The following is a 26,975-nucleotide window of genomic DNA, read 5'->3' as shown; positions in this document are numbered from 1 at the left end:
TGCATGTCGTTTAAATGACATACAGCCGACGATATTTGGCAATCAGAAGCAATTCGTAAATAGTTACATCTTTCTGTCAAATTGCCTTGCCAAACTTTCGCCTGCGGCCATCCGTGTAAGGAGTTCAGATGGCCCGTCCCCAACGCGAGAGAGAGAAACCACATCAAATGAACAAGAAACTGATCTGCGCGACGCCTATCGCGATCGCAGCAGCGCTAAGCCTGTATGCGTGCGGCGGTGACAAAGTCAACGAACCGGACATCACGTCGATCAAGAATGTTGTGGTGATCTACGCGGAAAACCGCAGCTTCGACAACCTGTACGGCAACTTCCCGGGCGCCAACGGTCTGCAGAACGTGACGGCGGCGAGCGCCACGCAGGTGGATCGCAACGGCACCGTGCTCGCGACGCTGCCGCAGGTGTGGAACGGCTTGACGCAAACCGGCGTGACGCCGGTGGTCACGCAGGCCATGACGGCGAATCTGCCGAACAGCCCGTTCGCCATCGACGACCCGAAGGGTTTCAACACGCCGATCACGGCGACGACGCGCGACCTGTACCACCGCTTCTACGAGAACCAGATGCAGATCAACGGCGGCAAGAACGACAAGTTCGCCGCGTGGGCGGATTCGGGCGGCCTCGTGATGGGCCACTACACGCTCGACGCCGACAAGCTGCCGCTGTGGAAGATCGCCCAGCAGTACACGCTCGCCGACAACTTCTTCATGGGCGCGTTCGGCGGCTCGTTCCTGAACCACCAGTGGCTGATCTGCGCGTGCACGCCGACCTACCCGAACGCGGACAAGAGTGTGGCGGCCGGCTCGATCTCGTCGGTGGAGAGCGACGGTGTCACGCTGAAGCTCGCGTCCAACTCGCCGGCTTCAGCGCTGAGCGGTCCGCCCAAGTACGTGAACTCAGGCAACCTCACGCCTGACTTCTACGCGATCAACACGATGCAGCCGCCGTATCAGCCGAGCGGCAACAAGCCGGCGAGCGGCGGCGACACGAATTTCGCCGATCCGACCCAGGCCACCACCCTGCCGGCGCAGTCGCAGCAGCACATCGGCGATCTGCTGAATAACGCGAAGGTGTCGTGGGCATGGTACAGCGGTGCCTGGGGCGCGGCGGTGTCGGCGGTGCAAAACGGCACGTCGAACGTGATTTACGGCGCGAATCTGACGGCACCGAATTTCCAGCCGCATCACCAGCCGCTCAACTACTTCGCCGATCTGGCGCCGGGCACCGCAAACCGTTCGCAGCACTTGCTCGACGGCGGCCTGGCCGGCTCGGAGTTCATCAAGGCGATCGACAGCGGCACGCTGCCGCAAGTGTCGTTCTACAAGCCGCAGGGCAACCTGAACGAACATCCGGGCTACACGGACGTGGCGTCGGGCGACCAGCACATCGCGGACGTGATCTCGCATCTGCAGAAGAGCCCGCAGTGGAACAACATGGTGGTAGTCGTGACGTACGACGAAAACGGCGGCTTCTGGGATCACGTGTCGCCGCCGAAGGCCGACCGCTGGGGTCCGGGTACGCGTATTCCGGCGCTGATCATCTCGCCGTACGCGAAGAAGGGTTACGTCGATCACACGCAGTACGACACCACGTCGATCCTGCGCTTCATCACGCACCGCTTCTCGCTGCCGACGCTGCCGGGTATCGCGGCGCGCGACGCGGCGCTGGTCAGCAACGGCGGCAAGCCGATGGGCGACCTCACGGCTGCGTTGAACATCAAGCAGTGAGCGAGAGGTGCAACTTGTCCGAGATTGGACGGAAAAGGTTAAGCGTTAAGCAACAGTCCGCCTAAGGGTGAGACTTTGACGGGGCAGCTTCGGCTGCCCTTTTTTATGGCTGTACCGTGAACGCCGGGTCCGACGCGTTTTCATGAGCGGCGTATGCTTCGAACCAGGCCGCGTTCGCCTCGTCGATCGCGGCTCGATATCTTCCGCAACACGTTGCAGGCTTGCCCACATTCAGGAGTTCAACAGCATGACTGAAAAAACCATCAAGGTGCCCGGTCCCGATCATCCGATCACGGTCGAGCCGTCCAACGCGCGCGTGGTCGTGACCGTCGCCGGCAAGGTGATCGCGGATACCGTCAAGGCGCTCGTGCTGCGCGAAGCGTCGTATCCGCCGGTGTATTACATTCCGCGCAACGACGTCGAGATGACGCTGCTGGAGCGCACCGATCACGCGACCTACTGTCCGTACAAGGGCGATTGCGCGTACTACAGCATTCCGTCGGGCGGTGAAAAGACAGTCAATGCGGTGTGGACTTATGAATCGCCGTATGCGGCCGTGAAGGAGATCGCGCAACATCTGGCGTTCTATCCGAACCGCGTCGACTCGATCGATGTGAAACCGGCGCAGTGACAGTCGCGCGCGGCGCGGCCGGGCGAATGGGCTAGCGCCTGTCGCGCGTCATGAGTTAGCCCTTGTGTTAGGCCTTGTGCTAGCTCTTGTCCCGGGTTTCGATCAGTACCGCACAGGGCGACCGTTCGATGACCTCTCCGCTGGTCGAAGGGTTGGCCCAGCGGTGCAGCCGTGACAAATGGTGATGTCCCATCACAATGACCTCCGCGTTAAGCACTCGGGCTTGTTCGACGACGACATCGGCCGGATGATTTCCCGCGCACAGGTGCTGTTCCACCGTGAGGGTCCGGCCGGCAAGCTGTGCGCCCGCGGCAGTCAGGACGGATTGTGCGAAAGATGTCTGCGCGTACGCGGACGGGTAGGTCTGGCCGTCGGGCGCGACATTGCTTTGGCTACCGGGCGGCAACAGATAGGAAGGGTCGACAACGCAAAGAAGGTGTACGGTAGCCGTACCTGGCGCCGCGACGCGATTGACCAGGTCGATGACGTGGACACTCTGGGGCGAGCCGTCCAGCGGAACGAGGAGGATATTGAACATGGCTGGCGATAAGGTCAGAAATGGTGATGCGGCGCGTATCACCTTCAGCCGCTCGCATGGCCTATCTAACAGTAGCCGAAAAGCTTAGAACTTTGAATTGGTAAGTGACGGCTGAGCGAGACATAACTCGACGCGTGATCGGACATTGAAGGAGCATGCGGGAGATTTTTGCTTCTATTTTTCGCATGAGTTCTGCCTCGTCAAGGTGCATGCGAGAACCAGGCGCGACACGTGTTTCTACGCGCTCAGTTGACCCCGAAGGAGAAGAGCTTTCAGCTTAAGCTCGATCTCGACTCACCTTACTCAAGGGTCACTCTCAGATCGGGGGCCGACGCCCTGCACGAAGAAATCTGGCAGCTAGCCAGGTCGCGAATTACCCTGGTAACAGCTTGATTTTGTTGGTACGGCAGGAGGGACTCGAACCCCCCACCCTCGGCTTAGAAGGCCGATGCTCTATCCAGCTGAGCTACTGCCGTATTGAACTGAGGCGATGCCGCCGCGTACAACGTGCATCGCCCGCAATGAGATACTGCTCTCGGGTATTGAAACCTGTGGCTCTGCAAGCAACAAGGTCCGTGGGATACCGAAATTCTAACTGACCGTGCCGTAGACAGGAAATCCACTCCGGCGCGTGCGTGAAAGACAATCTGCGCGTCACACCGGCCGCCGCAAGCCACGAAACAGACCACCAAACAAACAGGCCCGGCATGCTGAGCCGGGCCCGGATTATAACCGATCGTCCCCTGCCCGCCAGCGCACGCTAGCGGACATGCCGAACGCCATCAGACCGGTTGCGGATGCAGCATGAACCAGCCGAGGAACACGATACCGGCGATCACGCAATATACGCCGAACGACGCCAGACGTCCGCGACCTTCGAAATAGCGCATCAGGAACCGCACGCTGAGATAGGCCGCGATCGCGGTCAGCACGCCGCCGAGCAACGCATCCGCGAGTTGGCCCGGCGCATGGAACAGCTTCGGCAACTCGAGCACGCCTGCCGCGAAAATGATCGGCGTGCCGAGAAGGAACGAGAATTCCGCCGATTTTTCCGCCGTGAGGCCAGCAGCGTTGCCGGCAATCATCGTCAGGCCGCTGCGCGAGAAACCCGGAATCAACGCGCCGATCTGCGCAAGACCGACGAAAAACGCCTGACCGAAACTCAGCTTCTCCGGCGCCTGATGCGCGCGCGAACGCTGCAGGCGATCGCCGAACCACAACAGCACGCCGTTGACGATCAGTGCGATTGCGACGATCCGCAAGTCGTGAAAAAGCCGTTCGAGCCGCTTTTCCAGAATCAGTCCGACCAGACCCGCCGGAATGGTGCCGATGATGAGCGCCCACATCATGTGCGCGTCGTCGTTGCGGCGGCCGCCGAACGACGCGAAGAAACCGCGCACCAGCGCGCACCAGCGTTTGCGGAAGTACCAAAGCAGCGCGAGCGCCGTGCCGAGATGCAACGCGACAAGGAACGGCAGCAATTGCGGCGCGTGTTTGTCGATATGCATGCCGAACAGGGCGGGCACGAGCAGCGTATGGCCGAGGCTGCTCACCGGAAACAGTTCGGTGACGCCTTGCAGCACGCTCAGGAAAATGAGAAACGACAGGTTCACGCGGGGCGTCCTTGTAAGGAAAATGTCGGGGACAAGCGCGCCGGATAAGGAATCCACGTGCGCCTCAAAGCGCACCGATTATGCCTGGCTGCAATGTCAGCGCCAAGCGTTTGAACCGCATTCGGGGAAATATTGTGCGTTGCGTCACAACTCGAAACCGTTGTTACGCCGCAGAAAAAAGAGCGGGCGCCGCGAATGGCCGCCCTGTGGGATCAGCGAAATGACGTGAAACGAACCGAGTGGTACACGGTAGAAGAAGCCTTGTCCAATAGCCCGACGCCGCTGACGAGCAAAGCCAGCAGGCGTGGACTGCCCATATCAGCGTTCGAGCTTGTAAAAGAAGTAGACCGTGCTTGCCGCGAACATGCCGAACAACGTAACAGCCATTGCCATTGCGAGATCCATACAGCCTCCTGAGGCAGTCTCGCCCGGTCGTCGAAGTTACCGGGCAGTCGGACGAATTATCGGCAAGGATAGCCTTGCGGCGACACCCGCAATTTCCCCAGAAGGGTTTCCCCGTAGCGGAAAGCAGCGCAAAATCATTCTCTCGCGTGGCGCCGCGCGGCAAAAGCCGACGCGCGTACGCCAGGATGGCGCCTTCTCCGGCCATCCTGGATCTGCCTTCAACCTCTTACTCATCAATCCATCGACCATGCCCCTCTCCCCGCAACAGGACATTCTCGAGATCGCCCAGGACGCCTCCGTACTCCGTTTCGCGCCGCAAGCCGGCGGCAGACTGATGTCGTGGACGATCGGCGGCGAAGAAGTCATCCATTGGCCGGAGCACGCCGACTGGAGCCAGCCGGCGCGGATTCGCGGCGGCAATCCGCTGCTGTTTCCATTTCTGGGCCGGCATCGTGTCGACGGCAAGATCGGTTTCTGGCGTGACGCTCAGGGCACGGTGCGCGAACTGCCGATGCACGGCTTCGCCCGCGACCTGCCCTTCGAAGCCCACGCCGACGTGCACGGCGCCGGCCTGCGCATGATCCTCACCGACAGTGAGGCAACCCGCGGCGGCTATCCATTCGGCTTCCGTTTCGAGGCCGCCTACGACCTCGTGGATGCGCATACGCTCGACGTCACATTCACCACCACCAATACCGGCAATACGCGCCTGCCCTACTACGCCGGCCATCACTTCTACTTCGCGCTGCCGCACACGCAGCGTGGCGAGACCTCGCTCGAACTGCCGCGCACGCAACGGTGCTTTCAGCAAGAAGACGGCTCGATCAGCGCCGCCGAGCCGGGCGAAGCGCGCTATACGCTCGACGAGGCGCGCATCCATGACCGCTTCCATTGCCTCGTCGGCACACCGGATCAACCGGTACGGCTCGTCGCGCCAGGTCTCGACCGGCTCATCACCATCGACCTGCAACGGCCGGGCTCGGTGCCCTGGTACGCCGTCACCACGTGGACCGAAGCACCGGAGTCGGACTTCTACTGTGTCGAACCGTGGCTCGGACTGCCGGACGCGATTCACAACGGCTTGGGTCTGCGCTGGCTCGAAGCGGGGCAGACAGAGGTCGCGGCGCTGCGCATCAGCGTGGCCAGGCTGGGTTGATTGCGGGGATTCCAGACTAAGCGGCGTGGTCGGCTTTAAGGCGAATTTCGCTGCATTTCGCCGCAGCCTGCGCCGCGCGTGCCTGCCTCGCAGCCCGCTTTTTCGCGTGCTGCAGCGCAAAACCGTTAGAATCGAGCGCTTTGTATCTACCTGCCGCGTGATCGGGATCGGCGCGCGGCAGCGCTTTGCGAGGTCCAATGCTTAGCACAACAAGAATGACGAAACGGCTCGCCTGCGCGTCGTTGGTGGCACTGCTCGCCGCGTGCGGGTCGGCGCCGGTAGGGCCGGGCTTTTATCGGGTGGAACGGGGCGATACGCTGTCGAAGATCGCGCGCAGTAGCCGGCAATCGGTGCAAAGCATCGTGCGCTGGAACAATCTGACCAATCCGGACAGCATCGAGGTCGGCCAGGTGCTGCGCGTCGCGCCGTCGGGCGGCGCCGCATCGACCAGTGGCGCGGTGCGCAGCAGCGGAAGCGGCAGTGCTTCGGCCACGCCACGTCCGGCGCCCGTCGATAGCGCACCGTCCGCGCCGCCGGCTTCGACGATCTCGCTGGTATGGCCGGCCGACGGCACAGTGATCCGGCGTTTCGACGGCGGCAGTTCGAAGGGCATCGATATCTCGTCGGCAGCGGGCACGCCCGTCGTCGCCGCGGCGCCCGGCACGGTGGTGTACGCGGGCAACGGTTTGCGCGGCTACGGCAATCTGCTGATTCTCAAACACAACGCCGAGTATCTGACCGCCTATGCCCACAACCGCAGGCTGCTGGTGAAGGAAGGCGAATCGGTCACGCGCGGCGAGAAAATTGCCGAGATGGGCGACACCGATACAGACCGCGTGATGCTGCACTTCGAACTGCGCTATCAGGGCCGCTCAATCGATCCGTCGCGGGCACTGCCGCCACGCTAGAAGGCTGGCTTGGTTGTGGCACGGGCCGTCCCGCCGGCGGGTGCTCCCCCAGCCCGGGCCGTCCCGCCCGCGTGCTGTCACGCCGCGCGCACCGCCTGGTGCCGGGCATGCATTCTGCAACGGCAGCCGCGGGAACCCGGCGTGTTATAAAACGCTCAATCAGGACACGACGTGGCTTCGCGTCACGTCTTTCTCCGTCTATCTGTAAGGAATCTGTATGAAGAGCGCATTTGCGTCCGTCGCGACGGCCGCGGCGATCGGTCTCGGCCTGCTGACGCTCGGCAACCTCGGCGGCTGCTCCAGCACCACGACTATGACCTACCTGCCGAGCGGCGACACCGGCTTTGCAATCAACTGCAGCGGCAGCGACGCAAGTTCGAGCTGGGCCGAGTGCTACAAGCAGGCGGGTCAGGTCTGCGGCAACTACGGCTACGACGTCGTTTCGAAAGATGTCGACAACGGTGCGACGGCTGGCGGCACGGTGGGCGGCATTTTCGGCGCGAACGTGAAGAACCGGTCGATGGTGGTTCGCTGCAAGCAATAACCACGACGCCACGCGCGCCGCAGCCCGGGCTAGCGGCGGCGCCAGCGTCCTGAGCGCGGATCGATGCGCGCGGCGAAGGCGACCAGGACGCCGAGCGCGACCGGGCAGATGCCGAGAAAAATGATTAGCGCGGTCATGCTCGTGCAAGGAAATGTGAGCTTTCATGATCCACTGCACATGTGAACCAGTGGTGACTCGGACGTGGCGCACAAGAAAAAAAGCCCGGCACGAGGCCGGGCTAACGGGGGTTCGGCGCATATCGGCAAAGGACCGGTTCACCATGCGCCAGAACGAAATCTAACAATCCCCTTTTACAAGCGCAATATATTAATTTCGCAGTCAGTGTGATGCGGCGTACGGATTCCGCGTTATGTGAACGGGAAAAGTCGGAATCATACAGGCCAAATGCGCCCGCCGTTTCAACGTGAAACGCTTTAAATGGCGCGACTCGAAACCCGATATTGCCCGCAGAACCGGGCGAGGCAAGGGATCCGCCCGAAAACGGCCCGAAAAGCCTGAGGAAAGGCCACTGGCGGATTTCTGCTAACCCATCCAGCATGATTCGGACGCTTTACGTACTGCGTAGCTTTAGTGCGCCACCGCACTCTTTCGAATTATTATCCGATATTGACCGACTTAATCAAAGTAGCCGGCTTCTTCACAGCAATTCGCAAACAGCGTAAATATCAAAGCGATTAAATCCGCCGACAAATTACAGCACTGAAAATGGACTGGCTTAATTGATTCGACCATTCGAATGATAAGCATCGGCATCCAATCGTTCAAGCAGGCCGAGCGGCTAAAATCGGCCAACCTGAGAGCACGCTCACATGACCCGCAAACCCAGCTCGGTGACGAGCACGGCCGCCTGAGCATGCGAGATCGTCGCGCCCTTGAAGAGCGCCGCGTCCACCAGCCGCACGCCGCTGAGGTCGGCTTCGCGCAGGTCCGCGCCGTCGAAGCGCGCGCCCTTCAAATGGGCGTCCTTCAGGCTGCCGCCGTCGAAGACCGCTTCCCGGAAGTCGACGCCGGCCAGGTCGGCATCGGAGAAATCCAGTTGTTGCAGGGTGGCTTTGCGAAACGACAGGCCGCGCAGGTGCGCGCCGACCAGCAGCGTTTCGACGAAGCTCAAACCCAGCGCCGTGCACGCCTCGAAATTGGCGCCGGTCAGCTTGCAGCTATGAAACGACGCCGAAGCCAGCTTGGCGCGCCGCCAGCCGGTATTGTTGAGATCGCTCGACTGAAACGCCGCGTCGACCAGATCGGCCGACGCGAAATCCGCCTCGCGGCCACGGCAACGGACCCAGCGGGTATGCGAGAGCGTCGCGCCGAAAAACGACGTCTCGACGATCGAGCAGCGGTGAAACTCGGCGCCGCGCAGATCGAGACGCGACAGGTCGACGCCTTCGAAATCGCAGTCTGTGAAATGAAGCGGCGCTTTATTGCCGGCAAGGCTTGCCGCGATGAGCCGTTCCACCTCCGCGCGCGTCAGCGCGGCGTCGGTCACGACGTGAGGTTGCGCGGCCGAAGCCGGCGCCGTTGAATCCATTGACATGAAGGTTCAGAATGAATTTCGCAGGACCCATAGCCTACCGGAACGCGCGCCCCGCTGGCGACCCGCGCCGATGGTTTATAGTAACGGCCCCGCCGGAACCCCCTTACGATGACTTCCAACGACGCCACCCATAGCCCGCTGTACGCCAAGTTGCTTGCCGAAACCGCCAAGATCGGCTGGATCGAACTCGAACGCTTCTTTGCGCGCGGCATTCTGCTGCGCGTCGCGCGCGACCTCGATCTGGTGAGCGTTGCCGAAGCCATCGCCAGCGACGACACCACGCAGGTCGCGCAATGGCTGTCCGCCGGGCTCGTCGAGCGCGTGCAGGCGGAAACCGCCGCCGACTTCGCCGAGCGCGACCCGAATCTGTGGGCCGTCGTCGTCTCTCCCTGGGTGTGCGTGCAGGAACGCAGTTGAGCGAGGCCGCGCGCGACGCCGACACGTCGGCAGCGGCACCCGCTGTTCCCGGGCACTGGCACCGCCGGGTGCTGGCGCTGGCGTTTCCCATCGTTCTCGCCAATCTGACACAGCCGATTCTCGGCGCGGTCGACACCGCTGTGGCGGGCCATCTGGACGGCGCGTCGTATCTTGGCGGCGTGGCGCTCGGCGGCCTGTTCTTCAACTTCGTGTTCTGGGGCTTCGGGTTTCTGCGCATGGGCACGACCGGTCTGGTCGCGCAATCGCACGGTGCGGATAACCACGTCGAGCTACGCAACAACGTCGTCCGCGCGCTGTTGCTGGCGGCCGCGATCGGCGCCGCGGTGCTGGCGCTGCAAATGCCGCTGATCGATTACGGGCTGCGCGTGATCGGCGGCAGCGACGCGGTGCAGCGCAACGCACGGCTGTACTGTCACGCGCGCATCTGGGCCGCGCCGGTCGCCCTCGGCAATTACGTCGTGCTCGGCTGGCTGCTCGGCACGCAACAGGTGCGGCTCGCGCTGCTCTCGCAGGTGTTCATCAACAGCGTGAACATCGTGGCCGTGCTCCTGTATGTGCACGGCTTCGATTGGGGCGTGGCCGGGATCGGCGCGGCCACGGCCACCGCCGACGCGCTCGGCTTCGTGCTCGGCGCCGCCCTGCTCTGGCACGGCAGGCCGCGCGGCCTGCCCGCGTTGAATCGCGCCGCCCTGTTCGACGCGGCGGCGCTCAAGCGGCTCGTGGTGCTCAATCGCGATATCTTCGTGCGGACCTTGTGCCTGCTCTCATCGTTTGGCTGGTTTGCGCACCTGGGCGCGAAGCAAGGTGACGCCACGCTCGCGGCCAACGCGCTGCTGCTCAATTTTCAGACGTTCATGGCCTACGGACTCGATGGTTTCGCGCACGCCGCCGAAGCGCTGGTCGGCGCAGCGATCGGCGCGCGCGACCGGCACGCGTTCACGCAAGCGATCAAGGTGACGGCGTTGTGGTCCACGCTTGGCGCGCTGGGGTTTTCGCTGGTGTACTGGGGCGCGGGCTCGTGGATCGTCGAACGTCTGACGGATCAGGCCGCCGTGCGCGCCACCGCCGAACTGTATCTGCCGTGGGCCGAGCTCTCGCCGGTGGTGTCCGTGTGGGGCTTTCTGCTGGACGGCGTGTTCATCGGCGCGACTCGCACGCGTGAACTCATGATGTCGATGGCGGTGTCGTTCGCGCTGTTCGTGGCGGCGTCGTGGGCCTTGTTGGCGCTGTACGGCAATCACGGCTTGTGGGCCGCGATGCTGCTCCTCATGGCGCTGCGCGGCCTCACGCTCGCGCGTTATGTGCCGGGCGTCGTGCGCGGCATGGCGGGCGCGGCGGCTTGAGCGCGCGGGCTTGCCCATTTCGCATCGCGGCACCCGGTTACGGCTTGAAACAAGCGCACACAAGTCACGCACGACGCTCGCCCTAGAATGACTTCAGCCCGCGCTCTCCGCGCGAACAGTCTGCGCGGGTCAGAAGCGCCGGCGTGCCCGCGCCGGTGCTTCGCCTCTGTTTTTCGTCACCGTTGCCGGAGCCGTTATCAGCCGCTGCTCAAGGCGAGACCGGTGGAGGCACCATCGTGGGCGGACGGCTGTCGGTGGGCACGCCGTGGTAGTCGGCCGGGTCTTGCGGCGGCGGACCGCCGTGATGGCCCGACGGACCATTCGCACAACCGGCAACGCCGGCAACCAGCAGCAACGCAATCATCGAAACGCGGATCATAAAAGAGTCTCTCGAAACAGAATGAAAGAGCGGCTTACCCGCGGTGAGCGGGCAAGCGCGAGCGCCCGGAGTCTAACCGCAAAGCGCATTCCGCGCCGCCGCGCCGACCCGCGTAACCCCTCCCCCATTTGGTTGCGCGTGACCTACTATAAAGTCACGGTCGCGTCTCATAGGAGGCTGCCATGGATGCTGAAACGATCGCGGGTCTGATCGGACTTGCAATAGGTCTGCTCGTGTTGCTCGTGTTGTCGATCTACGAATCGAGAACCTATCGGCGCGAACACGATGGCGAAGGCATGGTGCACCACTGGCTGACTCACCAGCACATGCCGCATTGGATGCGTCGCCGGCACTGACGGAAATGCAGGTGCCGACGGCGCCTGCACACAGTCCGAGTAGTTGAAGGATTGATGCGCCGCATCTCACGTGCGAGTCTGCGCTCGCACATCGACTCCTTGCGCGGTGACGCCTACGGCTGTCCACTATAGCCGCGCAAGTTTCTGCTGGCTGCCCTTTTCCTGACGCGTCGCTGGTCGCGATCGAAGCATCGAGTCGCCCGCCATTTTCCCTTCCGCCCAAGTTTGCTTTAGGCACATGCCTTGCTGATCGTAGGCGTGCAGGAAGCGCGCAGCTTGCGCGTCGAGCGTCCCGGCGCGTATGCGCCGGACCAACCAGACTAACTGGCTCAGGCCAGACAGGGAGAACTCGAATGACCATTGGAACCATACTGCTTATCGTGCTCATTCTTCTGCTGATCGGCGCGTTGCCGAGCTGGCCGTACAGCAGCGGCTGGGGCTATCGGCCGACCGGCGTGGTGGGCGTCGTGCTGATCATCGTGATCGTGTTGCTGCTGATGGGTCGCATATAACGCGGCCGACTCGCGCATTCGACCCGCCGTTTTGCTCCGGTGCAATTCGTGATTGACTCTGGCACCCAATGCCACGTAGAATCTCGGATTCGTCGGAGCGTAGCGCAGCCTGGTAGCGCATCTGATTTGGGATCAGAGGGTCGAAGGTTCGAATCCTTTCGCTCCGACCACGAAAAGCAACACGAAACCCGCGTAGCCTCCGGCTTCGCGGGTTTTTGCTTTTTGGGCTTTTTCAGGCTCGCGGGCTCTAGCCTGCGATATACCGGCGTGCTTATACGGTTACCCCGAGCCATTGCCTTGCGGCCCAACGAGTCCACGTGCGACAGTGACTGAAACCTGGCGCAGGCCTGATCGGGCTCAAGCGCCGCAAGCACAGTGAAGGAGACACGCATGGATCTGATTCTCTGGCGTCACGCCGAAGCCGAAGACTTCGCCAGCACCGACCTGGCGCGAGCGCTCACCACCCGAGGCCGCAAGCAGGCGCAAAACGTCGCCAAATGGCTGCGCACCCGCCTGCCCGACGACGCCGTCGTGCTCGCAAGCCCTGCTGTGCGTACCATCCAGACTGCCGAGACGCTGAGTGACCAATATCGCGTAGTGCGCGAACTCGCGCCCAACGCAAGCGCGGACGACGTGCTCAACGCCGCGGGCTGGCCCAAAGGCATCGCGCAAACGGTGGTGATCGTCGGCCATCAACCGACGCTCGGCCACGTCGCCGCGCGGCTGCTCGGCAATAGCGACGCGAGCTGGCCGCTGAAGAAAGCGGGCGTCTGGTGGATCGCAAGCCGCGAGCGCGACGGCGACGACCAGGCCGTGCTGCGAGCCGCCATGACTCCCGATCTCGTCTGAGCCGGATTCGCTTTAACCAGGCGGGGGTTGCGCCCATAAAAACCCACGCGTCACACGAAACGGCGCCGAAGCAGCCAAACCCATCACACGCGTCACCCACAGCGCCGGGACCTCACCATCCCGGCGCTTGACTCGCCCCCACCCGCTTCCTCAATCTCCCACGTTTCGCGCGGAAACAACACTCGTCGTCCCCACTTGCGATATTACAAGCCGCGGGCACGCAGCTTACGGGCAGTCATCCAATCGTCATGGGTTTGCCATGCGAGCGTCACCAGGCGTTACTACATTGGCGAAAAAAGAAATCTCCCTTTTTTCGACCAGGACCCCCCATGCGAGAACTGCCGACGCCTACCCTGCCCCTCGCTTCGATCTTCGAGTCGCGCCGTCTGCCGCGCGCCGAGGAAACGGTCACCGCCCAGCATCGCCTGCAAGTCACGTGGGCTCGCACCGACGAAGAACTGCGCGAAGCCCAGCGTCTGCGCTACCGCGTGTTCGCCGACGAAATGGGCGCGCGGCTGACGGGCCCCGCGGGTCTCGACGTCGATTCGTTCGACGCCTACTGCGATCACCTGCTGGTGCGCGATCTCGACACGTTGAAAGTGGTCGGCACGTACCGCGCGTTGCCACCGCATCAGGCCGCGCGTATCGGCCGTCTGTATGCGGAAAGCGAATTCGACGTGTCGCGTCTGACGCACCTGCGCGCCAAGATGGTCGAAGTGGGCCGTTCGTGCGTGCACCCCGACTATCGCAGCGGCTCGGTGATCATGTCGCTGTGGGCCGGCCTTGCCGCCTACATGAAGCACAACGGCTATGAAACGATGCTCGGCTGCGCGAGCGTGGCAATGGTCGACGGCGGCCACTACGCGGCGAATCTGTATTGCTCGCTGCGCGACAGCGCGCTGACCGCGCCGGAATATCGCGCGTTTGCGCACACGCCGCTGCCGGTCGATGAACTGCAAACGGGCGCCGAGGTGGCGCCGCCGCCGCTGGTGAAGGGTTATCTGCGTCTCGGCGCGAAGATTTGCGGCGCGCCGGCATGGGATCCCGATTTCAACACCGCGGACTTTCTGACGCTGTTCCGCTTGTCCGATATCAATGCACGTTACGCTCGCCACTTCCTCGGCGATGCGCTGCCGCGCTGAGCGGATTCGCGCGCAAGACGCGCTGTGACGCGCGTCGGCGAAGCAAAAACAAGCGGCCACAAAAAAGCCCGGCACCGGCCGGGCTTTCTCATTCATCCGCAGTGCGCCATGCGCAAGGCTTCATTCGTCCGTATAAACCACGCGATACGGAATGCCGACCTTCTCCCACTCCGCGGCTTCCTGAATCAGGCTGTAGTCCGTCAACGGATTGTTGGCCACCCACTCGTTCGGCAACCGCACCTCGTAACCGCCGTTGACCTGCGTCACCGAGATGCCCGGCAAGCCAACGTCGGCACGCCGGCGGCACAGCAGCGCCGCGAGCCGCAGACAGAACAGCAGCGGCCACTCCACTTCGCGCGTTTGCGATAGCTTGCCGAGCTTGCCCGCATGACCGAGCACAAGCGCGGCAAGCCGCGCCTGATCGGTGCGTGAAAAGCCCGGCATGTCCGCGTTGCTGGCGATGTAAGCCGAATGCTTGTGATACGCGCTGTGCGAGATCGACAAACCGATTTCGTGCAGCGCAGCCGCCCAGCCGAGAAACATGCGGTTCTCGACGCGGCGTTCTTCGTCGGGTTCCTCGAACTGTTCGTAGAAGCGCACCGCGAGTTCGCCGATGCGCCCCGCCTGCGCGCGATCCACGCCATAGCGGCGCATGAAGCCTTCCACCGTGACCGTACGCATGTCTTCGTGCTGCGAACGGCCTAGCAGGTCGTACAGCACGCCAAGGCGCAGCGCGCCGTCCGTCGTGTCGACGTAATCGACACCGAGTTCGTCGAACACTGCGATCATGATCGACAGGCCGCCGGCCAGCACCGGAATGCGATCGCCCTTCAACGCGACGAGCTTCAGCCGGTTGACGTTCTCCGCCTTGATCAGCGCGCGCTTGAGGCGTTCGAGCCCGCCGCGCGAGATGCCATGCGTGACGCCTGGATCGTTGAAGTTATTGGCCTCCACCAACTCGGCCAATGCGCGCGCGGTGCCCGACGAGCCGATCGCCTGCTCCCAGCCGGTCTTCTTGTACTCGGCGGAAATGATCTGGATTTCGCGGCCCGCGGCGAGTTCGGCCTGGCGCATCGTGTATTCGTCGACGTTGCCGGCAGGGAAAAACGCCCGGCTATGACTCACGCAGCCGATATACAGGCTCTCCATCTTGATGGGCGTGTAATGCGAGCCAATGATAAATTCCGTCGAGCCGCCGCCGATATCGACCACCAGACGTTTGCCCGGACTCGCGGGCACGGAGTGTGCAGCGCCCGCGTAAATCAGGCGCGCCTCTTCACGCCCGGCGATCACTTCGATCGGGAAACCGAGCGCGGCTTGCGCCTCACCGAGAAATTCGCCGGCATTCTTGGCGATGCGCAATGTATTGGTAGCGACCGCGCGAACGTGATCGGGATGAAAGTCGCGAAGACGCTCGCCGAAACGCTTGAGCGCGTCCCAGCCGCGCACCTGCGAAGCTCGGTCGAGCATCTTGTCGCGCGACAGACCAGCAGCCAGACGCACGGGCTCACGCAAGGCATCGACCTGGTAGATCTGGCTGCCCGCGTCGGTTTCCTCGACCCGGCCGACAATCAGCCGGAAGCTGTTCGAGCCGAGATCGACGGCGGCGAGGAGTTGCGGAGTATTGACCATCGAGTAAGCGGACTCCATGCGCACAAGCGCGGCGGCGTTGGATGCGGGAAACGCTCCGTGTCCATCGGGAGCCCTGGGCGCCTGACGGCCGGCCGCGCGGTTCAAAGACGCCATTCTAAGCGTACCGGGCCTCACGATGTCACCTCGCAGCAATGGGGGTGGCCGATGGTCCCATACAGACTGCGTCATATTGACGACACGAGGCGATTACGGCGTAGAATAAAAAATCGAGAATGTCATAACAACGTCATCATACTGTGAGAATTTCCGAGCGTCTTTCCGCCTCTCTTCCTGACATTCCATTCTCGCTGCCGATGTCCATCCGCTACCCCTTATTGAATCGCGAGCTGGGCATTCTGGGTTTCAACGAGCGTGTGTTGGCACAAGCTGCCGACCCAGCCGTCCCTTTGCTCGAACGCCTGCGTTTCATCTGCATCACCAGTAGCAATCTCGACGAATTCTTCGAAGTCCGCATGGCCGGACTGCAGGAGCAGATGCGCGACAACCCCGGCGCGCTATCGCCGGACGGCATGTCACTGCAGCACGTGTACGACCTCGTGGTCGAACGCGCGCAGAAGCTCGTGCATCGCCAGTACACCATGCTGCACGACACGGTGCTCACCGCGCTCGAAGCAGAAGGCATCTATTTTCACGGCACGGAAGCGTGGAACGAAGCGCAGACCGAATGGGCGCGCAACTACTTCTTCGACGAACTGCTGCCCGTGCTCACGCCCATCGGCCTCGATCCGGCGCATCCGTTTCCACGCGTGCTCAACAAGAGCCTGAACTTCGTCGTGGAACTGGAAGGCAAGGACGCGTTCGGCCGTCAGGCGATGATGGGCATCGTGCAGGCGCCGCGCGCGTTACCGCGGCTCGTGCGCATGCCGCAGGAACTGTCGGGCTACCCGCATGGCTTCGTGCTCCTGAGCTCGCTGTTGCAACGCTTTGTCGGCGAACTGTTTCCGAACCTGGTAGTGCGCAGTTGCAATCAGTTTCGCATCACGCGCAATAGCGAACTGTTCGTCGACGAAGATGAAATCACCAACCTGCGCGTCGCGTTGCAGGGCGAATTGCCGGCGCGGCATCTGGGCAACGCGGTGCGGCTCGAAGTGTCGGCGGAAACGCCCACGCATGTCGTGCGGCGCCTGCTCGACGAAAGCGGCCTGTCCGACAAGGATTGCTATTACGCCGACGGTCCCGTCAATCTGGTGCGGCTGATGCAGTTGCCCGAGATGGTGGACCGCCCCGATCTCAAGTTCGTGCCGCACATCCCCGCGATTCCGCCGCAGGTCGCCAACAGCGCCAGCATGTTCGACGTGATCGATCAAGGCGACGTGCTGCTGCATCATCCGTACGAAAGTTTTCAGCCGGTGCTCGAATTGCTGCTGCAGGCGGCCAAAGATCCGAACGTGGTCGCGATCAAGCAGACCATCTATCGCACGGGCACCGATTCGCCGCTGATGGACGCGCTGATGCAAGCGGCGCGCAACGGCAAGGAAGTCACGGTCGTAGTCGAACTGCTCGCGCGTTTCGATGAAGAAACCAACATCAACTGGGCCTCGCAGCTCGAAGCGGTCGGCGCGCACGTGGTGTACGGCGTGGTGGGCCACAAATGCCATGCGAAGATGATGCTGATCGTGCGGCGCGTGTCGGTAGGCGGCAAGACCACCCTCAAGCGCTATGTGCACCTCGGCACCGGCAACTACCATCCGCGCACAGCGCGTCTTTACACCGACTTCGGTTTGATGACCGCCGACCAGAAAATCTGCGAAGACGTTCATCACGTGTTCCAGCAACTGACCGGCATTGGCGGAGAACTGAAGCTGCACGAGTTGTGGCAATCGCCATTCACGCTGCATCCGAAACTCGTCGAAGCGATCCGCGCCGAAGCCGAGCATGCGCGCGCCGGCAAGAAGGCCCGCATTGTCGCGAAGATGAATGCGCTGCTCGAACCCACGGTGATCGCCGAGTTGTACGAGGCCGCGCAGGCAGGCGTCAAAATCGATCTGATCGTGCGTGGCGTGTGTTCGTTGCAGCCAGGCGTCGCGGGGCTTTCGGAGAACATCACCGTACGCTCGATCGTTGGGCGCTTTCTCGAACACCACCGCATCTTCTATTTCTACGACGGTGGCAAGGAACAGGTCTATCTGTCGAGCGCCGACTGGATGGACCGCAATTTCTTCCGGCGTGTTGAAGTTGCCTTTCCGATCAACAACCGGCGCTTGAAGCGGCGTGTGATCGCTGAAGGTCTGTCCGCGTTTCTCGGCGACAATCAATCCGCGTGGCTGATGCAAAGCGACGGCCATTACCGGCGCCGCCGGCCGGGCAAGTCCTCGCGCAACGCGCAGATGAGTCTGTTGGGGAAATTCTGTTCGTAGCGTGAGTGACTGCGCTCGCCTCGGCGGGCCGCCAACAAAAGTGGCACGCGTAAAAAAGCCCGCTATGTGCGGGCTTTTCTTCATGCCGATGCAGCCACGCTCAAGCCGGCGCCGGTTGCCGGCGCGCCGTGCGATACACCGGAAAACGCACGGTGAACGTGCTGCCTCGCCCTTCCTCGCTCTTCACATCAAGTTGTGCATCGTGACGTTGCAGCACATGCTTGACGATCGCAAGGCCGAGGCCCGTGCCGCCGGTATCTCGCGAACGGCTGCGATCGACGCGATAGAAACGCTCCGTCAGCCGCGGTATGTCCGCAGAGGGAATGCCGAGTCCGCTGTCCGTCACCGAAAATATCGCATTGCCGCCCTGCGCGTGCCAAACCACTCTGATCGCGCCACCGTCCGGCGTATAGCGGATCGCGTTCGTGACGAGGTTGCCGAGCGCGCTGAGAATTTCCGTCTCGACGCCGGTGACCGTGAGCCCTTCGTCTGCATCGAATGTGATCTTGTGATGATCGCTCGACAAGCTTTCCGCGTCGTCGTGCAAATGCCGCAACACCGCGCGCATATCGATCATCTGATCGCTCGGCGGCTTGTTGTCGCCTTCGAGTTTGGCGAGCACGAGCAAATCGTTGACGATGTGGCGCATGCGCGAAGCCTGCTGCTCCATCAGTTCGAGATAGCGCGAACGTTCGCCTTCGCTCAACGGCAACTCGCGCATAGTCTCGAGAAAACCCGACAGCACCGTGAGCGGCGTTTTCAGTTCATGCGACACATTGGCGACGAAGTCGCGCCGCATCGCATCCGTGCGTTCGAGTTCGGTGATGTCTTGCGACAGCACCAGTTTGCGATTCTCGCCGTACGGAAACACCTGCACCGACAGCACGTTCTGCCGCTTGTCGCCCATGCCGCGCATGATCAGCATTTCTTCGTAGCGATGCGAATTCAGATAGCGAACGAAGTCCGGCTGGCGCACCAGATGCGTGATGTGCTGGCGCAGATCGCGCTTCGCATCCAGGCCGAAATGGAGTTCGGAGATCGCGTTGCACCACTCGATCTGGTCGTGATCGTCGAGCATCGCCACACCGTTAGGCGAGGCCTGGATCGCCTGAATAAAGCGCGAGTGCTGTTGCTCGACCGAGCGCACCTGGGCGTGCCAGCGCTTCGCGAGCTTGTGCAGACGGTAGTAGATTTCGCCCCAGATGCCGGGGGCGCTCGGCACTTCGCCGTAGACCGGCGCGTCGAGCAGACGCCACAGGCGCTGCTTATGAAAGGTGCTGAAAAGGCTCTGCGCGAGCAGCATGACGATCGCGAGGACGAGCGCTGCCTTGACGTTCACGAGTGCGCCGACCACCGCGCACAGAACAGCCAGCAGCACGACCGACACGATGGAGCGCGCCCAGATGATGTTCATGGTCTAGCGATCGAAGAGAAAAGCCTATGCGCCGGGATGAAAATCGCGGCGCCTATGGTTGCGAACAGACGTACCCGACGCGGGCGGCGGGAACGCCGCCAATGCGCGCCTCAGGCGCTCTTCGCAAGCCGGTAGCCGCTGCCGCGTACCGTCTCAATCATAGCATCGCACCCGGCGGGCTTGAGCGCCGCGCGCAAGCGCTTGATATGCACATCGACCGTGCGCTCTTCGACGAACACGTGATCGCCCCACACCTGATCGAGCAGTTGCGTGCGGCTGTGCACGCGCTCCGGGTGCGTCATGAAGAAATGCAGCAGACGGAATTCCGTCGGACCGAGATCGAGCTTGATCTCGCTACCTTCCGCATGCGCGGCCACGCGGTGTGTGGCCGGATCGAGCTTGAGGCCGTTGATCGCGACCACGTCTTCGGTCAACTGCGGGGCGCGACGGCGCAACACCGCCTTGATGCGCGCCATCAGTTCCTTCGGCGAGAACGGCTTGGTGACGTAGTCGTCGGCGCCGATTTCGAGGCCGAGCACCTTGTCCTGCTCGTCGCCGCGCGCGGTCAGCATGATGATCGGGATATGCTTCGTGCGCTCGTTGTTGCGCAGATCGCGCGCGAACGCAATGCCCGATTTACCCGGCAACATCCAGTCGAGCAGGACAAGGTCCGGCAATACGTCGCTGATCAGGTTCTGCGCCTGCTCCGCGTTGTACGCGCGAATCGGGCAGTGTCCGGCGTGTTGAAGATTGACCGAAATCAATTCGGAAATGGCGGGCTCATCTTCAATGACGAGAATGCTGCTGGGCATCGGCACCTCTTGTCCTTATATCTGGATTAACTGAGTGCTTCGCGTTCGAGCGCGTCGCGCGACTTGTGCCGCACGTCCGTACCCTTCACGATGTAAATGATGAACTCGGCGATGTTCTTCGCGTGGTCGCCGATCCGCTCGATCGCCTTGGCGATAAACAGGAAGTCGAGGCCCACCGAGATCGAACGCGGATCTTCGGTCATGTACGAAATCAGCTTGCGCACGAAAGCGCGGAATTCTTCGTCGATCGCTTTATCGTCACGCACGATCTGCGCGGCGGCGACCGTATCGAGGCGCGCGAACGCATCCAATGCGCGGCGCAGAATCGACACCGCCATCTCGCCCGACAACTTGATTTCAGCGATGTTGATGGTGCGCGACGCGCCGTCTTCCATCAAACGCTTGGTGCGCTTGGCGATCTTTTCGGCTTCGTCGCCGGCGCGCTCGAGATTCGTGATGGTCTTCGAAATCGCGATCAACAGACGCAGGTCACGCGCGGCCGGCTGACGGCGCGCGATGATGTTGCTGCACTCTTCGTCGATGTCCACTTCCATCTTGTTCAGACGCTCTTCCGCGGCGATCACCTGTTCGGCGATGTCGAGATCGAATTCGTTGAGCGCCTGCATGGCCTTGACGATCTGCGATTCGACCAGGCCACCCATTTCGAGCACTTTGGAGGAAACCAGATTCAGGTCGGCGTCGAACTGGCTGGACAGGTGTTTGTCGGACATGTCGTACTCCCTTGTTTGTTCGGCGTGTTAACCGAAGCGGCCAGTGATGTAATCCTCGGTTTCCTTGCGGACAGGCTTGATGAAGATCTTTTCGGTGTCGCCGAATTCGATCAACTCACCGAGGTACATATAGGCAGTGTAGTCCGAACAGCGGGCCGCCTGTTGCATGTTGTGCGTGACGATTACCACCGTGTAATCGCTCTTCAATTCGGCGATCAGTTCTTCGATACGGCCCGTCGAAATCGGGTCCAGCGCCGAACACGGCTCGTCGAGCAGGAGCACTTCCGGACGGATCGCGATACCGCGCGCGATACACAGACGCTGCTGCTGGCCGCCCGACAAACCGTAGCCGCTCTGGCCGAGCTTGTCCTTCACTTCGTTCCACAGCGCGGCCTTGGTCAGCGCCCATTCCACGCGGTCGTCCATCTCCGAGCGCGGCAGCGTTTCGAACATCTTCACACCGAACGCGATGTTGTCGTAGATCGACATGGGAAACGGCGTCGGCTTCTGGAACACCATGCCGATCCGTGCGCGCAGCAGCGAAATATCGCGCTTGGAGGTCAGCAGGTTTTCGCCGTCCATCAGGATCTCGCCTTCAGCGCGTTGTTCCGGATAGAGCGCGTACATCTTGTTCAGCGTACGCAGCAGCGTGGACTTGCCGCAACCCGACGGGCCGATGAATGCGGTCACCTTGCCTTCGGGAATCTGCAGATTGATGTTCTTCAACGCGTGATACTTGCCGTAGAAGAAGTTCAGGTCGTTGATCTCGATCTTCGGGCGCGACGGCGCCTGCGACTGGCCGCTTTGGGCGGGATCGAAACCGGCGGGCGCGGTAGGACGCGCGATCGGATTGAGTTGAGTTTCTGCCATATTCATCGGATTACACTCCGCCCTTACTTGTTCGAGAAGATCGTGCGCGCGAGGATGTTCAGTCCCAGCACCGCGAGCGTGATCAGGAAGACGCCGGCCCACGCGAGCGATTGCCACTGCGCGAACGGGCTCATCGCAAACTTGTAGATCGTGACCGGCAGGTTCGCGACCGGCTGGCCCATGTCCATCGAGAAGAACTGATTCGACAGCGCCGTAAAGAGCAGCGGCGCGGTTTCGCCTGCGATACGCGCCACGCCGAGCAGCACGCCGGTGACGATACCCGCGATGGAAGCCTTCAGCGTGATCGACAGCACCATCTTCCACTTCGGCGTGCCGAGTGCGAAGGCTGCTTCACGCAGTGCGTTCGGCACCAGTTTCAGCATGTTTTCCGTGGTGCGGATCACGATCGGGATCTGCAGCAAGGCAAGCGCGAATACGCCGGCCCAGCCGCTGAAGTGGCCCATCTTCGCGACGACCAGCGCGTAAACGAAGAGACCCACCACGATCGACGGCGCCGACAACAGAATGTCGTTGATGAAACGCGTGACGCTCGCGAGCCAGCCCTTCTGGCCGTATTCGGCGAGATAGACGCCAGCCAGAATACCGATCGGCGTGCCGACGAAAGTCGCGAGTGCGACCAGCATCAGACTGCCGACGATCGCGTTGGCGAGACCGCCGCCATCGGTGTTCGGCGGCGGCGTCGATTGCGTGAACAGTTCGACCGACAAGCCGCCGATACCCAGGCGCAAGGTCGTGTACAGAATCCAGATCAGCCACAGCAGACCGAACGCCATCGCGGCGAGCGACATGGTCAGAGCAACCGCGTTCTTCATGCGGCGGCGGCCTTGCAGACGCACGCGCATTGCTTCGAGCGCGACGGCGTCGTTCGAACCCGGCATATTCAAAGTGGGCTGGCTCATTTCGCGCCCTCCCCTTTTTCGAGGCGAAGCAGCATGACCTTGGAGATCGCCAGCACGATGAAGGTAATCACGAACAGAATGAGGCCGAGTTCCATCAGCGCCGACGTATGCAGGCCCGGATCCGCTTCGGCGAATTCATTGGCGAGCGCCGACGTGATGCTGTTGCCCGGCGAAAAGAGCGACACGTTATCGAGCAGATTGGTGTTGCCGATCACGAAGGTGACAGCCATGGTCTCGCCGAGCGCGCGGCCCAGACCCAGCATCACGCCGCCGATCACGCCGCTCTTCGTAAAGGGCAGCACGATCTTCCACATCACTTCCCACGTCGTGCAGCCGATGCCGTATGCCGATTCCTTCAACAGGACCGGCGTGACTTCGAACACGTCGCGCATCACCGAGGCGATATACGGAATGATCATGATCGCGAGAATCACGCCCGCGCACAGGATGCCGATGCCGATCGGCGCGCCCTGAAACAACGCCCCGACAAACGGAATGCCGCCGAGCACGACGCCGAGCGGTTTTTCGAAGTACGTCGCGAAGATCGGCGCGAACACCAGCAGACCCCACATGCCGTACACGATCGACGGAATTGCGGCGAGCAGTTCGATCGCGATGCCGAGCGGACGGCGCAGCCACGCGGGCGCGAGTTCGGTCAGGAAAAGCGCGATGCCGAAGCTGACGGGCACCGCGATGATAAGAGCAATGATCGAGGTGGCGATCGTGCCGTAGATTGGCACCAGCGCGCCGAATTGCTTGCTGGGTGGATCCCAGTCGGCGGTCCACAGGAAGCTGAGGCCGAATTGCTTGATCGACGGCATGGACGCGACGATCAGCGAAACGATGATGCCGCCGAGCAGCAGCAAAGTGATGATGGCGGCGAAGCGCGCGAGACCGCCGAAGATCACGTCGCCGGCGCGGCTGGGCGCTTTCTGCTGCGACGCGCTGCCGGGCGGGGTCGACCTGCTCGCGCCGGACGCTAATTGGATATCGGACATGAGAGCCTGATGGACCTGTTTCCAGTTGCCGTACGACACGTGTCATGCGGCCGGTAATGCCGGGGGTCAAAGCCATTGGCCGTCCTCACAGGAGGACGGCCAACGTGTTACGTACTGCCGATGCCGGGCGCTTTGCTCATTGCCGCACCCGTTGCTTCGCTTACTCGGCGATTGCCTTGCCCGAAGCGTCCTTCACCTTCGCCTTCCATTGCGTGCGGATTTCCGCCACGACCGAATCCGGCAGCGAGATGTAGTCCAGATCGTTTGCGGCTTGCGTGCCGTTCTTGAACGCCCAGTCGAAGAACTTCAGCGTTTCTGCGCCTTGCGCCGGCTTGTCCTGCGCCGTGTGCAACAGCACGAAGGTCGCGCCGACGATCGGCCATGCATTCTTGCCCGGCTCGTTCGTCAGGATCTGATAGAACGACTTCGACCAGTCCGCGCCTGCTGCCGCTGCCTTGAAGGTCTCCGTCTTCGGCTCGACAACCGTGCCCGTCGAGTTCTTCAGCGCGACATACGTCATGTGGTTCTGCTTCGCGTACGCCCATTCCACGTAGCCGATTGCGCCCGGCAGACGTTGCACGAAGGCTGCGACGCCGTCGTTGCCCTTGCCGCCCGTGCCCGTCGGCCAGTTGACCGTGGAACCTTCACCGACCTTCGACTTCCAGTCTGCGTTGACCTTCGACAGATAGTTCGTCCAGATGAAGCTGGTGCCCGAGCCATCAGCGCGGCGAACCACGGCGATGTCGGTATCCGGCAGCTTGACCTTCGGGTTCAGCGCAACGATCGCCGGATCGTTCCACTTCTTGATCTTGCCCAGATAGATGTCGCCGAGCACTTCGCCCGACAGCGTCAGTTCAGCCGGCTTCACGCCCGGCACATTGACGACCGGCACCACGCCGCCGACCACCGTCGGGAACTGGAACAGGCCGTCCTTGGCGAGTTCGTCGTCCTTCAGCGGAGCGTCCGAACCGGCGAAGTCGACGGTCTTCGCGACGATCTGCTTCACGCCGCCCGACGAGCCGATGCCTTGATAGTTAACCTTGCCGCCGCCCGACTTCTGATACGAATCGGCCCACTTCGTGTAGATCGGTGCTGCGAAGGTGCTGCCCGCGCCGGTGATGTCTGCGGCTTGCGCTGCGATCGCGAAAAGCGCGCCAGCGACGCCAGCGAACACGGTTTGCATCAATTTCATGAGACCTCCAAAGGTGTGAGCGGTGTGAGCGTGTAAGACGAACACCGCGAAGCTTAGGGTCTCTTTGTGACAGTAACGTGACTTAACGTGAAACGGGTGTGACAGTAGGATTACACGGCTGAAAGCAGATTTGTCAGGGAAAACTTGGACTTCCGGCGAAAGCCGTGACGTTCTCTAGATTAGGCGAAGAAAGATGGGGCGCGAACGTTTGCGAGTGCGCGTTCGGGAAAAAGATGCGGCGTGGGTCGTGCGGCAATGGGCCGCGGGTGAGAGGGTCGTTCGGGCGTGGCTGTGAGCGTTGGGACTGGCTTTTGATTTTGTGTTTTTCGGCGCTGACCTACTTTGCGATGTGCCTTTTGTGCGGTTCGCCGAATGAGTCGGCGAAGCGTGTCACGTGGGGCGTGACGCGCTGCGGGCCATAGGTGCAAGTTGACGCGTGGTGATTGCGGAGCCGAACGCAGACTAAGCGCAGCGAGCGAGGGCGTCAGGACACGATACGCATCGTCCCAGCGTCCCGCCCGCCGCAAGCGCGTGTGGCTTACGCCGTGGCCTCTTTGACCGCGCCGGCAATCGATTCCGCATGATGAAGTGCGTCGGCGGCACTTTCCGCTTCCACCATCACGCGCAGCACCGGCTCCGTGCCGGACGCACGGATCAGCACACGGCCGCGGCCGTTCAGCGCGCTCTCCGCCTTGGCGATGGCGCGGCGGATCGCGTCGCTACTCTTCCAGTCCGCGCCAGGCTTCATGCGCACGTTGATCAGCTTCTGCGGGAACAGCGTGACGCCGTCGAGCAGGTCGGCGAGCGTTTTCTCGCTGCGCTTCATGGCTGCCAGCACCAGCAACGCCGAGACGATGCCGTCGCCCGTGGAATGACGGTCGAGCGAAAGAATATGGCCGGAGCCCTCGGCTCCCAGTTGCCAGCCGTGTTCGCGCAACTGTTCGAGCACGTAGCGATCGCCGACCGCCGCGCGCACGAACTTCACGCCGGCTTCCTGCAACGCCACTTCCACCGCCATATTCGTCATCAGGGTGCCGACTGCGCCGTCCACTTTGCCGTCGGTCGCGACACGATCCTTGACCAGGATGTAGAGCAGTTCGTCGCCGTTGTAGAGGCGCCCTGTCGCGTCGACCACCTGTAGACGGTCGGCGTCGCCATCGAGCGCGATACCCAGATCCGCATGATTCGCGCGCACGGCACGCACCAGCGCATCCGGCGCGGTCGCGCCGACACCGTCGTTGATGTTGAAGCCGTTCGGCGCGACGCCGATCGGAATCACTTCGGCGCCGAGTTCGTGGAACACGTGCGGCGCGACGTCATACGCGGCGCCATGCGCGCAGTCGACCACCAGCTTCAGGCCGTGCAGGTCGAACGCCGCCGGAAACGTGCTCTTGCAGAACTCGATGTAGCGGCCAGCCGCGTCGTCGAGACGCCGCGCCTTGCCGAGTTGCTCGGATGCCGCGCAGGCGAGCGGCAGATCGAGTTGCTCCTCGATCTGCGCTTCCACTTCGTCCGGCAACTTGTTGCCGTCGGCGGAGAAAAATTTGATGCCGTTGTCGTAGTACGGGTTATGCGATGCACTGATCACCACGCCCGCGGCGAGCCTCAACGCGCGCGTCAGGTAGGCGATGCCGGGAGTCGGCATCGGACCGGCCAGCATCACGTCCACACCCGCTGCGGAGAAACCTGACTCGAGCGCGGCTTCGAGCATGTAGCCCGACACCCGCGTGTCTTTGCCGATCAACACGGTTGGCCGCGTGCCACTTTTGGCCCAGCGGTCCGCGCCTGCCAACACCTTGCCGGCCGCATAGCCGAGCCGCAATACAAACTCCGGCGTGATAGGTCCTTCGCCGACTTTGCCCCGAATGCCGTCCGTTCCGAAATAACGACGTGCCATGTTTTATCTTCCTCCTT

25 protein-coding genes and 2 tRNA genes are annotated in these 26,975 nt (G+C 62.3%); 13 read left to right on the top strand and 14 right to left on the bottom strand.

Going from position 1 to position 26,975, the window contains the following annotated elements; genetic code table 11:
* The first annotated feature begins 167 nt into the window (after window positions 1-167).
* Window positions 168-1,745 carry an acid phosphatase gene (locus tag B0G82_RS11715; protein WP_121307453.1) on the top strand — a complete coding sequence of 526 codons (1,578 nt, stop codon included), beginning with the start codon at window positions 168-170 and terminating at the stop codon, window positions 1,743-1,745.
* A gap of 247 nt (window positions 1,746-1,992) precedes the next feature.
* The gene (locus tag B0G82_RS11710) at window positions 1,993-2,376 is read left to right on the top strand and encodes a DUF427 domain-containing protein (protein ID WP_116139829.1); all 384 of its coding nucleotides are present in this window, start codon (window positions 1,993-1,995) and stop codon (window positions 2,374-2,376) included.
* 79 nt (window positions 2,377-2,455) lie between these two features.
* Here B0G82_RS11710 and B0G82_RS11705 read toward each other — a convergent pair whose 3' ends face one another.
* From B0G82_RS11705 to B0G82_RS11695, 3 genes are all read right to left on the bottom strand, one after another.
* Complete coding sequence (locus tag B0G82_RS11705; protein WP_121307452.1) at window positions 2,456-2,914, bottom strand: universal stress protein; 459 nt, start codon at window positions 2,912-2,914, stop codon at window positions 2,456-2,458.
* Between the two features lie 399 nt (window positions 2,915-3,313).
* Window positions 3,314-3,390, bottom strand: a tRNA-Arg gene (locus tag B0G82_RS11700).
* Between the two features lie 306 nt (window positions 3,391-3,696).
* On the bottom strand, window positions 3,697-4,527 hold the full coding sequence (locus B0G82_RS11695; protein ID WP_121307451.1) for an undecaprenyl-diphosphate phosphatase: 831 nt from the start codon (window positions 4,525-4,527) through the stop codon (window positions 3,697-3,699).
* Window positions 4,528-5,179: 652 nt separating this feature from the next.
* Here B0G82_RS11695 and B0G82_RS11690 point away from each other — a divergent pair.
* The 3 genes from B0G82_RS11690 to B0G82_RS11680 all read left to right on the top strand — a co-directional run bounded on the left by B0G82_RS11690 (window position 5,180) and on the right by B0G82_RS11680 (window position 7,540).
* Complete coding sequence (locus tag B0G82_RS11690; protein ID WP_121307450.1) at window positions 5,180-6,088, top strand: aldose epimerase; 909 nt, start codon at window positions 5,180-5,182, stop codon at window positions 6,086-6,088.
* Window positions 6,089-6,285: 197 nt separating this feature from the next.
* Window positions 6,286-6,996, top strand: a complete 711-nt coding sequence (locus tag B0G82_RS11685) for a peptidoglycan DD-metalloendopeptidase family protein (RefSeq protein ID WP_121307449.1) — start codon at window positions 6,286-6,288, stop codon at window positions 6,994-6,996.
* Window positions 6,997-7,213: 217 nt separating this feature from the next.
* Window positions 7,214-7,540, top strand: a complete 327-nt coding sequence (locus B0G82_RS11680; RefSeq protein WP_116139821.1) for a hypothetical protein — start codon at window positions 7,214-7,216, stop codon at window positions 7,538-7,540.
* Between the two features lie 826 nt (window positions 7,541-8,366).
* Here B0G82_RS11680 and B0G82_RS11675 read toward each other — a convergent pair.
* A complete protein-coding gene (locus B0G82_RS11675) occupies window positions 8,367-9,095 on the bottom strand; it encodes a pentapeptide repeat-containing protein (protein ID WP_121307448.1) in 729 nt (242 codons plus the stop codon).
* A 108-nt stretch (window positions 9,096-9,203) separates the two neighbouring features.
* On the opposite strand from B0G82_RS11675, the gene B0G82_RS11670 reads away from it, so the two are divergent.
* Window positions 9,204-9,512: a DUF2288 domain-containing protein gene (locus tag B0G82_RS11670; RefSeq protein WP_121307447.1), complete on the top strand. Its 309-nt coding sequence runs from the start codon at window positions 9,204-9,206 to the stop codon at window positions 9,510-9,512.
* Window positions 9,509-10,876: an MATE family efflux transporter gene (locus B0G82_RS11665; RefSeq protein WP_121307446.1), complete on the top strand. Its 1,368-nt coding sequence runs from the start codon at window positions 9,509-9,511 to the stop codon at window positions 10,874-10,876. The genes B0G82_RS11670 and B0G82_RS11665 overlap by 4 nt, the downstream gene beginning before the upstream one ends.
* Before the next feature lie 208 nt (window positions 10,877-11,084).
* Here the strand turns inward: B0G82_RS11665 and B0G82_RS40045 are convergent, their stop codons facing one another.
* Window positions 11,085-11,255: a hypothetical protein gene (locus tag B0G82_RS40045; RefSeq protein ID WP_181916706.1), complete on the bottom strand. Its 171-nt coding sequence runs from the start codon at window positions 11,253-11,255 to the stop codon at window positions 11,085-11,087.
* Between the two features lie 182 nt (window positions 11,256-11,437).
* Here B0G82_RS40045 and B0G82_RS40040 point away from each other — a divergent pair, with 182 nt between their 5' ends.
* From B0G82_RS40040 to B0G82_RS11645, 5 genes are all read left to right on the top strand, one after another.
* Entirely contained in the window at window positions 11,438-11,611 is a 174-nt protein-coding gene (locus tag B0G82_RS40040) for a hypothetical protein (RefSeq protein ID WP_168794760.1), read from the top strand.
* A gap of 353 nt (window positions 11,612-11,964) precedes the next feature.
* A complete protein-coding gene (locus B0G82_RS11660) occupies window positions 11,965-12,123 on the top strand; it encodes a DUF3309 family protein (RefSeq protein ID WP_106283697.1) in 159 nt (52 codons plus the stop codon).
* Between the two features lie 93 nt (window positions 12,124-12,216).
* Window positions 12,217-12,293, top strand: a tRNA-Pro gene (locus tag B0G82_RS11655).
* 220 nt (window positions 12,294-12,513) lie between these two features.
* Window positions 12,514-12,972: a histidine phosphatase family protein gene (locus B0G82_RS11650; RefSeq protein WP_106283715.1), complete on the top strand. Its 459-nt coding sequence runs from the start codon at window positions 12,514-12,516 to the stop codon at window positions 12,970-12,972.
* Between the two features lie 329 nt (window positions 12,973-13,301).
* Entirely contained in the window at window positions 13,302-14,114 is an 813-nt protein-coding gene (locus B0G82_RS11645) for a GNAT family N-acyltransferase (RefSeq protein WP_106283716.1), read from the top strand.
* 120 nt (window positions 14,115-14,234) lie between these two features.
* Here the strand turns inward: B0G82_RS11645 and ppx are convergent, their stop codons facing one another.
* Complete coding sequence (gene ppx, locus B0G82_RS11640; protein WP_121307445.1) at window positions 14,235-15,860, bottom strand: exopolyphosphatase; 1,626 nt, start codon at window positions 15,858-15,860, stop codon at window positions 14,235-14,237.
* A gap of 200 nt (window positions 15,861-16,060) precedes the next feature.
* On the opposite strand from ppx, the gene ppk1 reads away from it, so the two are divergent.
* Window positions 16,061-18,124: a polyphosphate kinase 1 gene (ppk1, locus tag B0G82_RS11635; protein ID WP_106283718.1), complete on the top strand. Its 2,064-nt coding sequence runs from the start codon at window positions 16,061-16,063 to the stop codon at window positions 18,122-18,124.
* Window positions 18,125-18,224: 100 nt separating this feature from the next.
* Here ppk1 and phoR read toward each other — a convergent pair whose 3' ends face one another.
* From phoR to glmM, 8 genes are all read right to left on the bottom strand, one after another.
* The gene (gene phoR, locus B0G82_RS11630; RefSeq protein ID WP_106283719.1) at window positions 18,225-19,538 is read right to left on the bottom strand and encodes a phosphate regulon sensor histidine kinase PhoR; all 1,314 of its coding nucleotides are present in this window, start codon (window positions 19,536-19,538) and stop codon (window positions 18,225-18,227) included.
* Window positions 19,539-19,648: 110 nt separating this feature from the next.
* Window positions 19,649-20,350, bottom strand: coding sequence for a phosphate regulon transcriptional regulator PhoB (phoB, locus tag B0G82_RS11625; protein WP_006051991.1), 702 nt, complete (start codon window positions 20,348-20,350; stop codon window positions 19,649-19,651).
* Between the two features lie 26 nt (window positions 20,351-20,376).
* Window positions 20,377-21,081, bottom strand: a complete 705-nt coding sequence (phoU, locus tag B0G82_RS11620) for a phosphate signaling complex protein PhoU (protein ID WP_106283720.1) — start codon at window positions 21,079-21,081, stop codon at window positions 20,377-20,379.
* Between the two features lie 27 nt (window positions 21,082-21,108).
* Window positions 21,109-21,957: a phosphate ABC transporter ATP-binding protein PstB gene (pstB, locus tag B0G82_RS11615; RefSeq protein ID WP_106283721.1), complete on the bottom strand. Its 849-nt coding sequence runs from the start codon at window positions 21,955-21,957 to the stop codon at window positions 21,109-21,111.
* Between the two features lie 17 nt (window positions 21,958-21,974).
* The gene (gene pstA, locus B0G82_RS11610; protein ID WP_106283722.1) at window positions 21,975-22,871 is read right to left on the bottom strand and encodes a phosphate ABC transporter permease PstA; all 897 of its coding nucleotides are present in this window, start codon (window positions 22,869-22,871) and stop codon (window positions 21,975-21,977) included.
* Complete coding sequence (pstC, locus tag B0G82_RS11605) at window positions 22,868-23,869, bottom strand: phosphate ABC transporter permease PstC (RefSeq protein ID WP_121307444.1); 1,002 nt, start codon at window positions 23,867-23,869, stop codon at window positions 22,868-22,870. The genes pstA and pstC overlap by 4 nt, the downstream gene beginning before the upstream one ends.
* A gap of 160 nt (window positions 23,870-24,029) precedes the next feature.
* Window positions 24,030-25,061 carry a phosphate ABC transporter substrate-binding protein PstS gene (gene pstS / locus B0G82_RS11600; RefSeq protein WP_121307443.1) on the bottom strand — a complete coding sequence of 344 codons (1,032 nt, stop codon included), beginning with the start codon at window positions 25,059-25,061 and terminating at the stop codon, window positions 24,030-24,032.
* A 538-nt stretch (window positions 25,062-25,599) separates the two neighbouring features.
* Window positions 25,600-26,958: a phosphoglucosamine mutase gene (gene glmM, locus B0G82_RS11595; protein WP_121307442.1), complete on the bottom strand. Its 1,359-nt coding sequence runs from the start codon at window positions 26,956-26,958 to the stop codon at window positions 25,600-25,602.
* Between the last annotated feature and the right edge of the window lie 17 nt (window positions 26,959-26,975).

Source organism: Paraburkholderia sp. BL17N1 (genome assembly GCF_003634175.1).
In the GTDB taxonomy this organism is placed as follows: Bacteria; Pseudomonadota; Gammaproteobacteria; order Burkholderiales; family Burkholderiaceae; genus Paraburkholderia.
The sequence above is the reverse complement of the archived record's forward strand: the minus strand, read 5'-3'. Positions and strand labels throughout refer to the sequence as shown.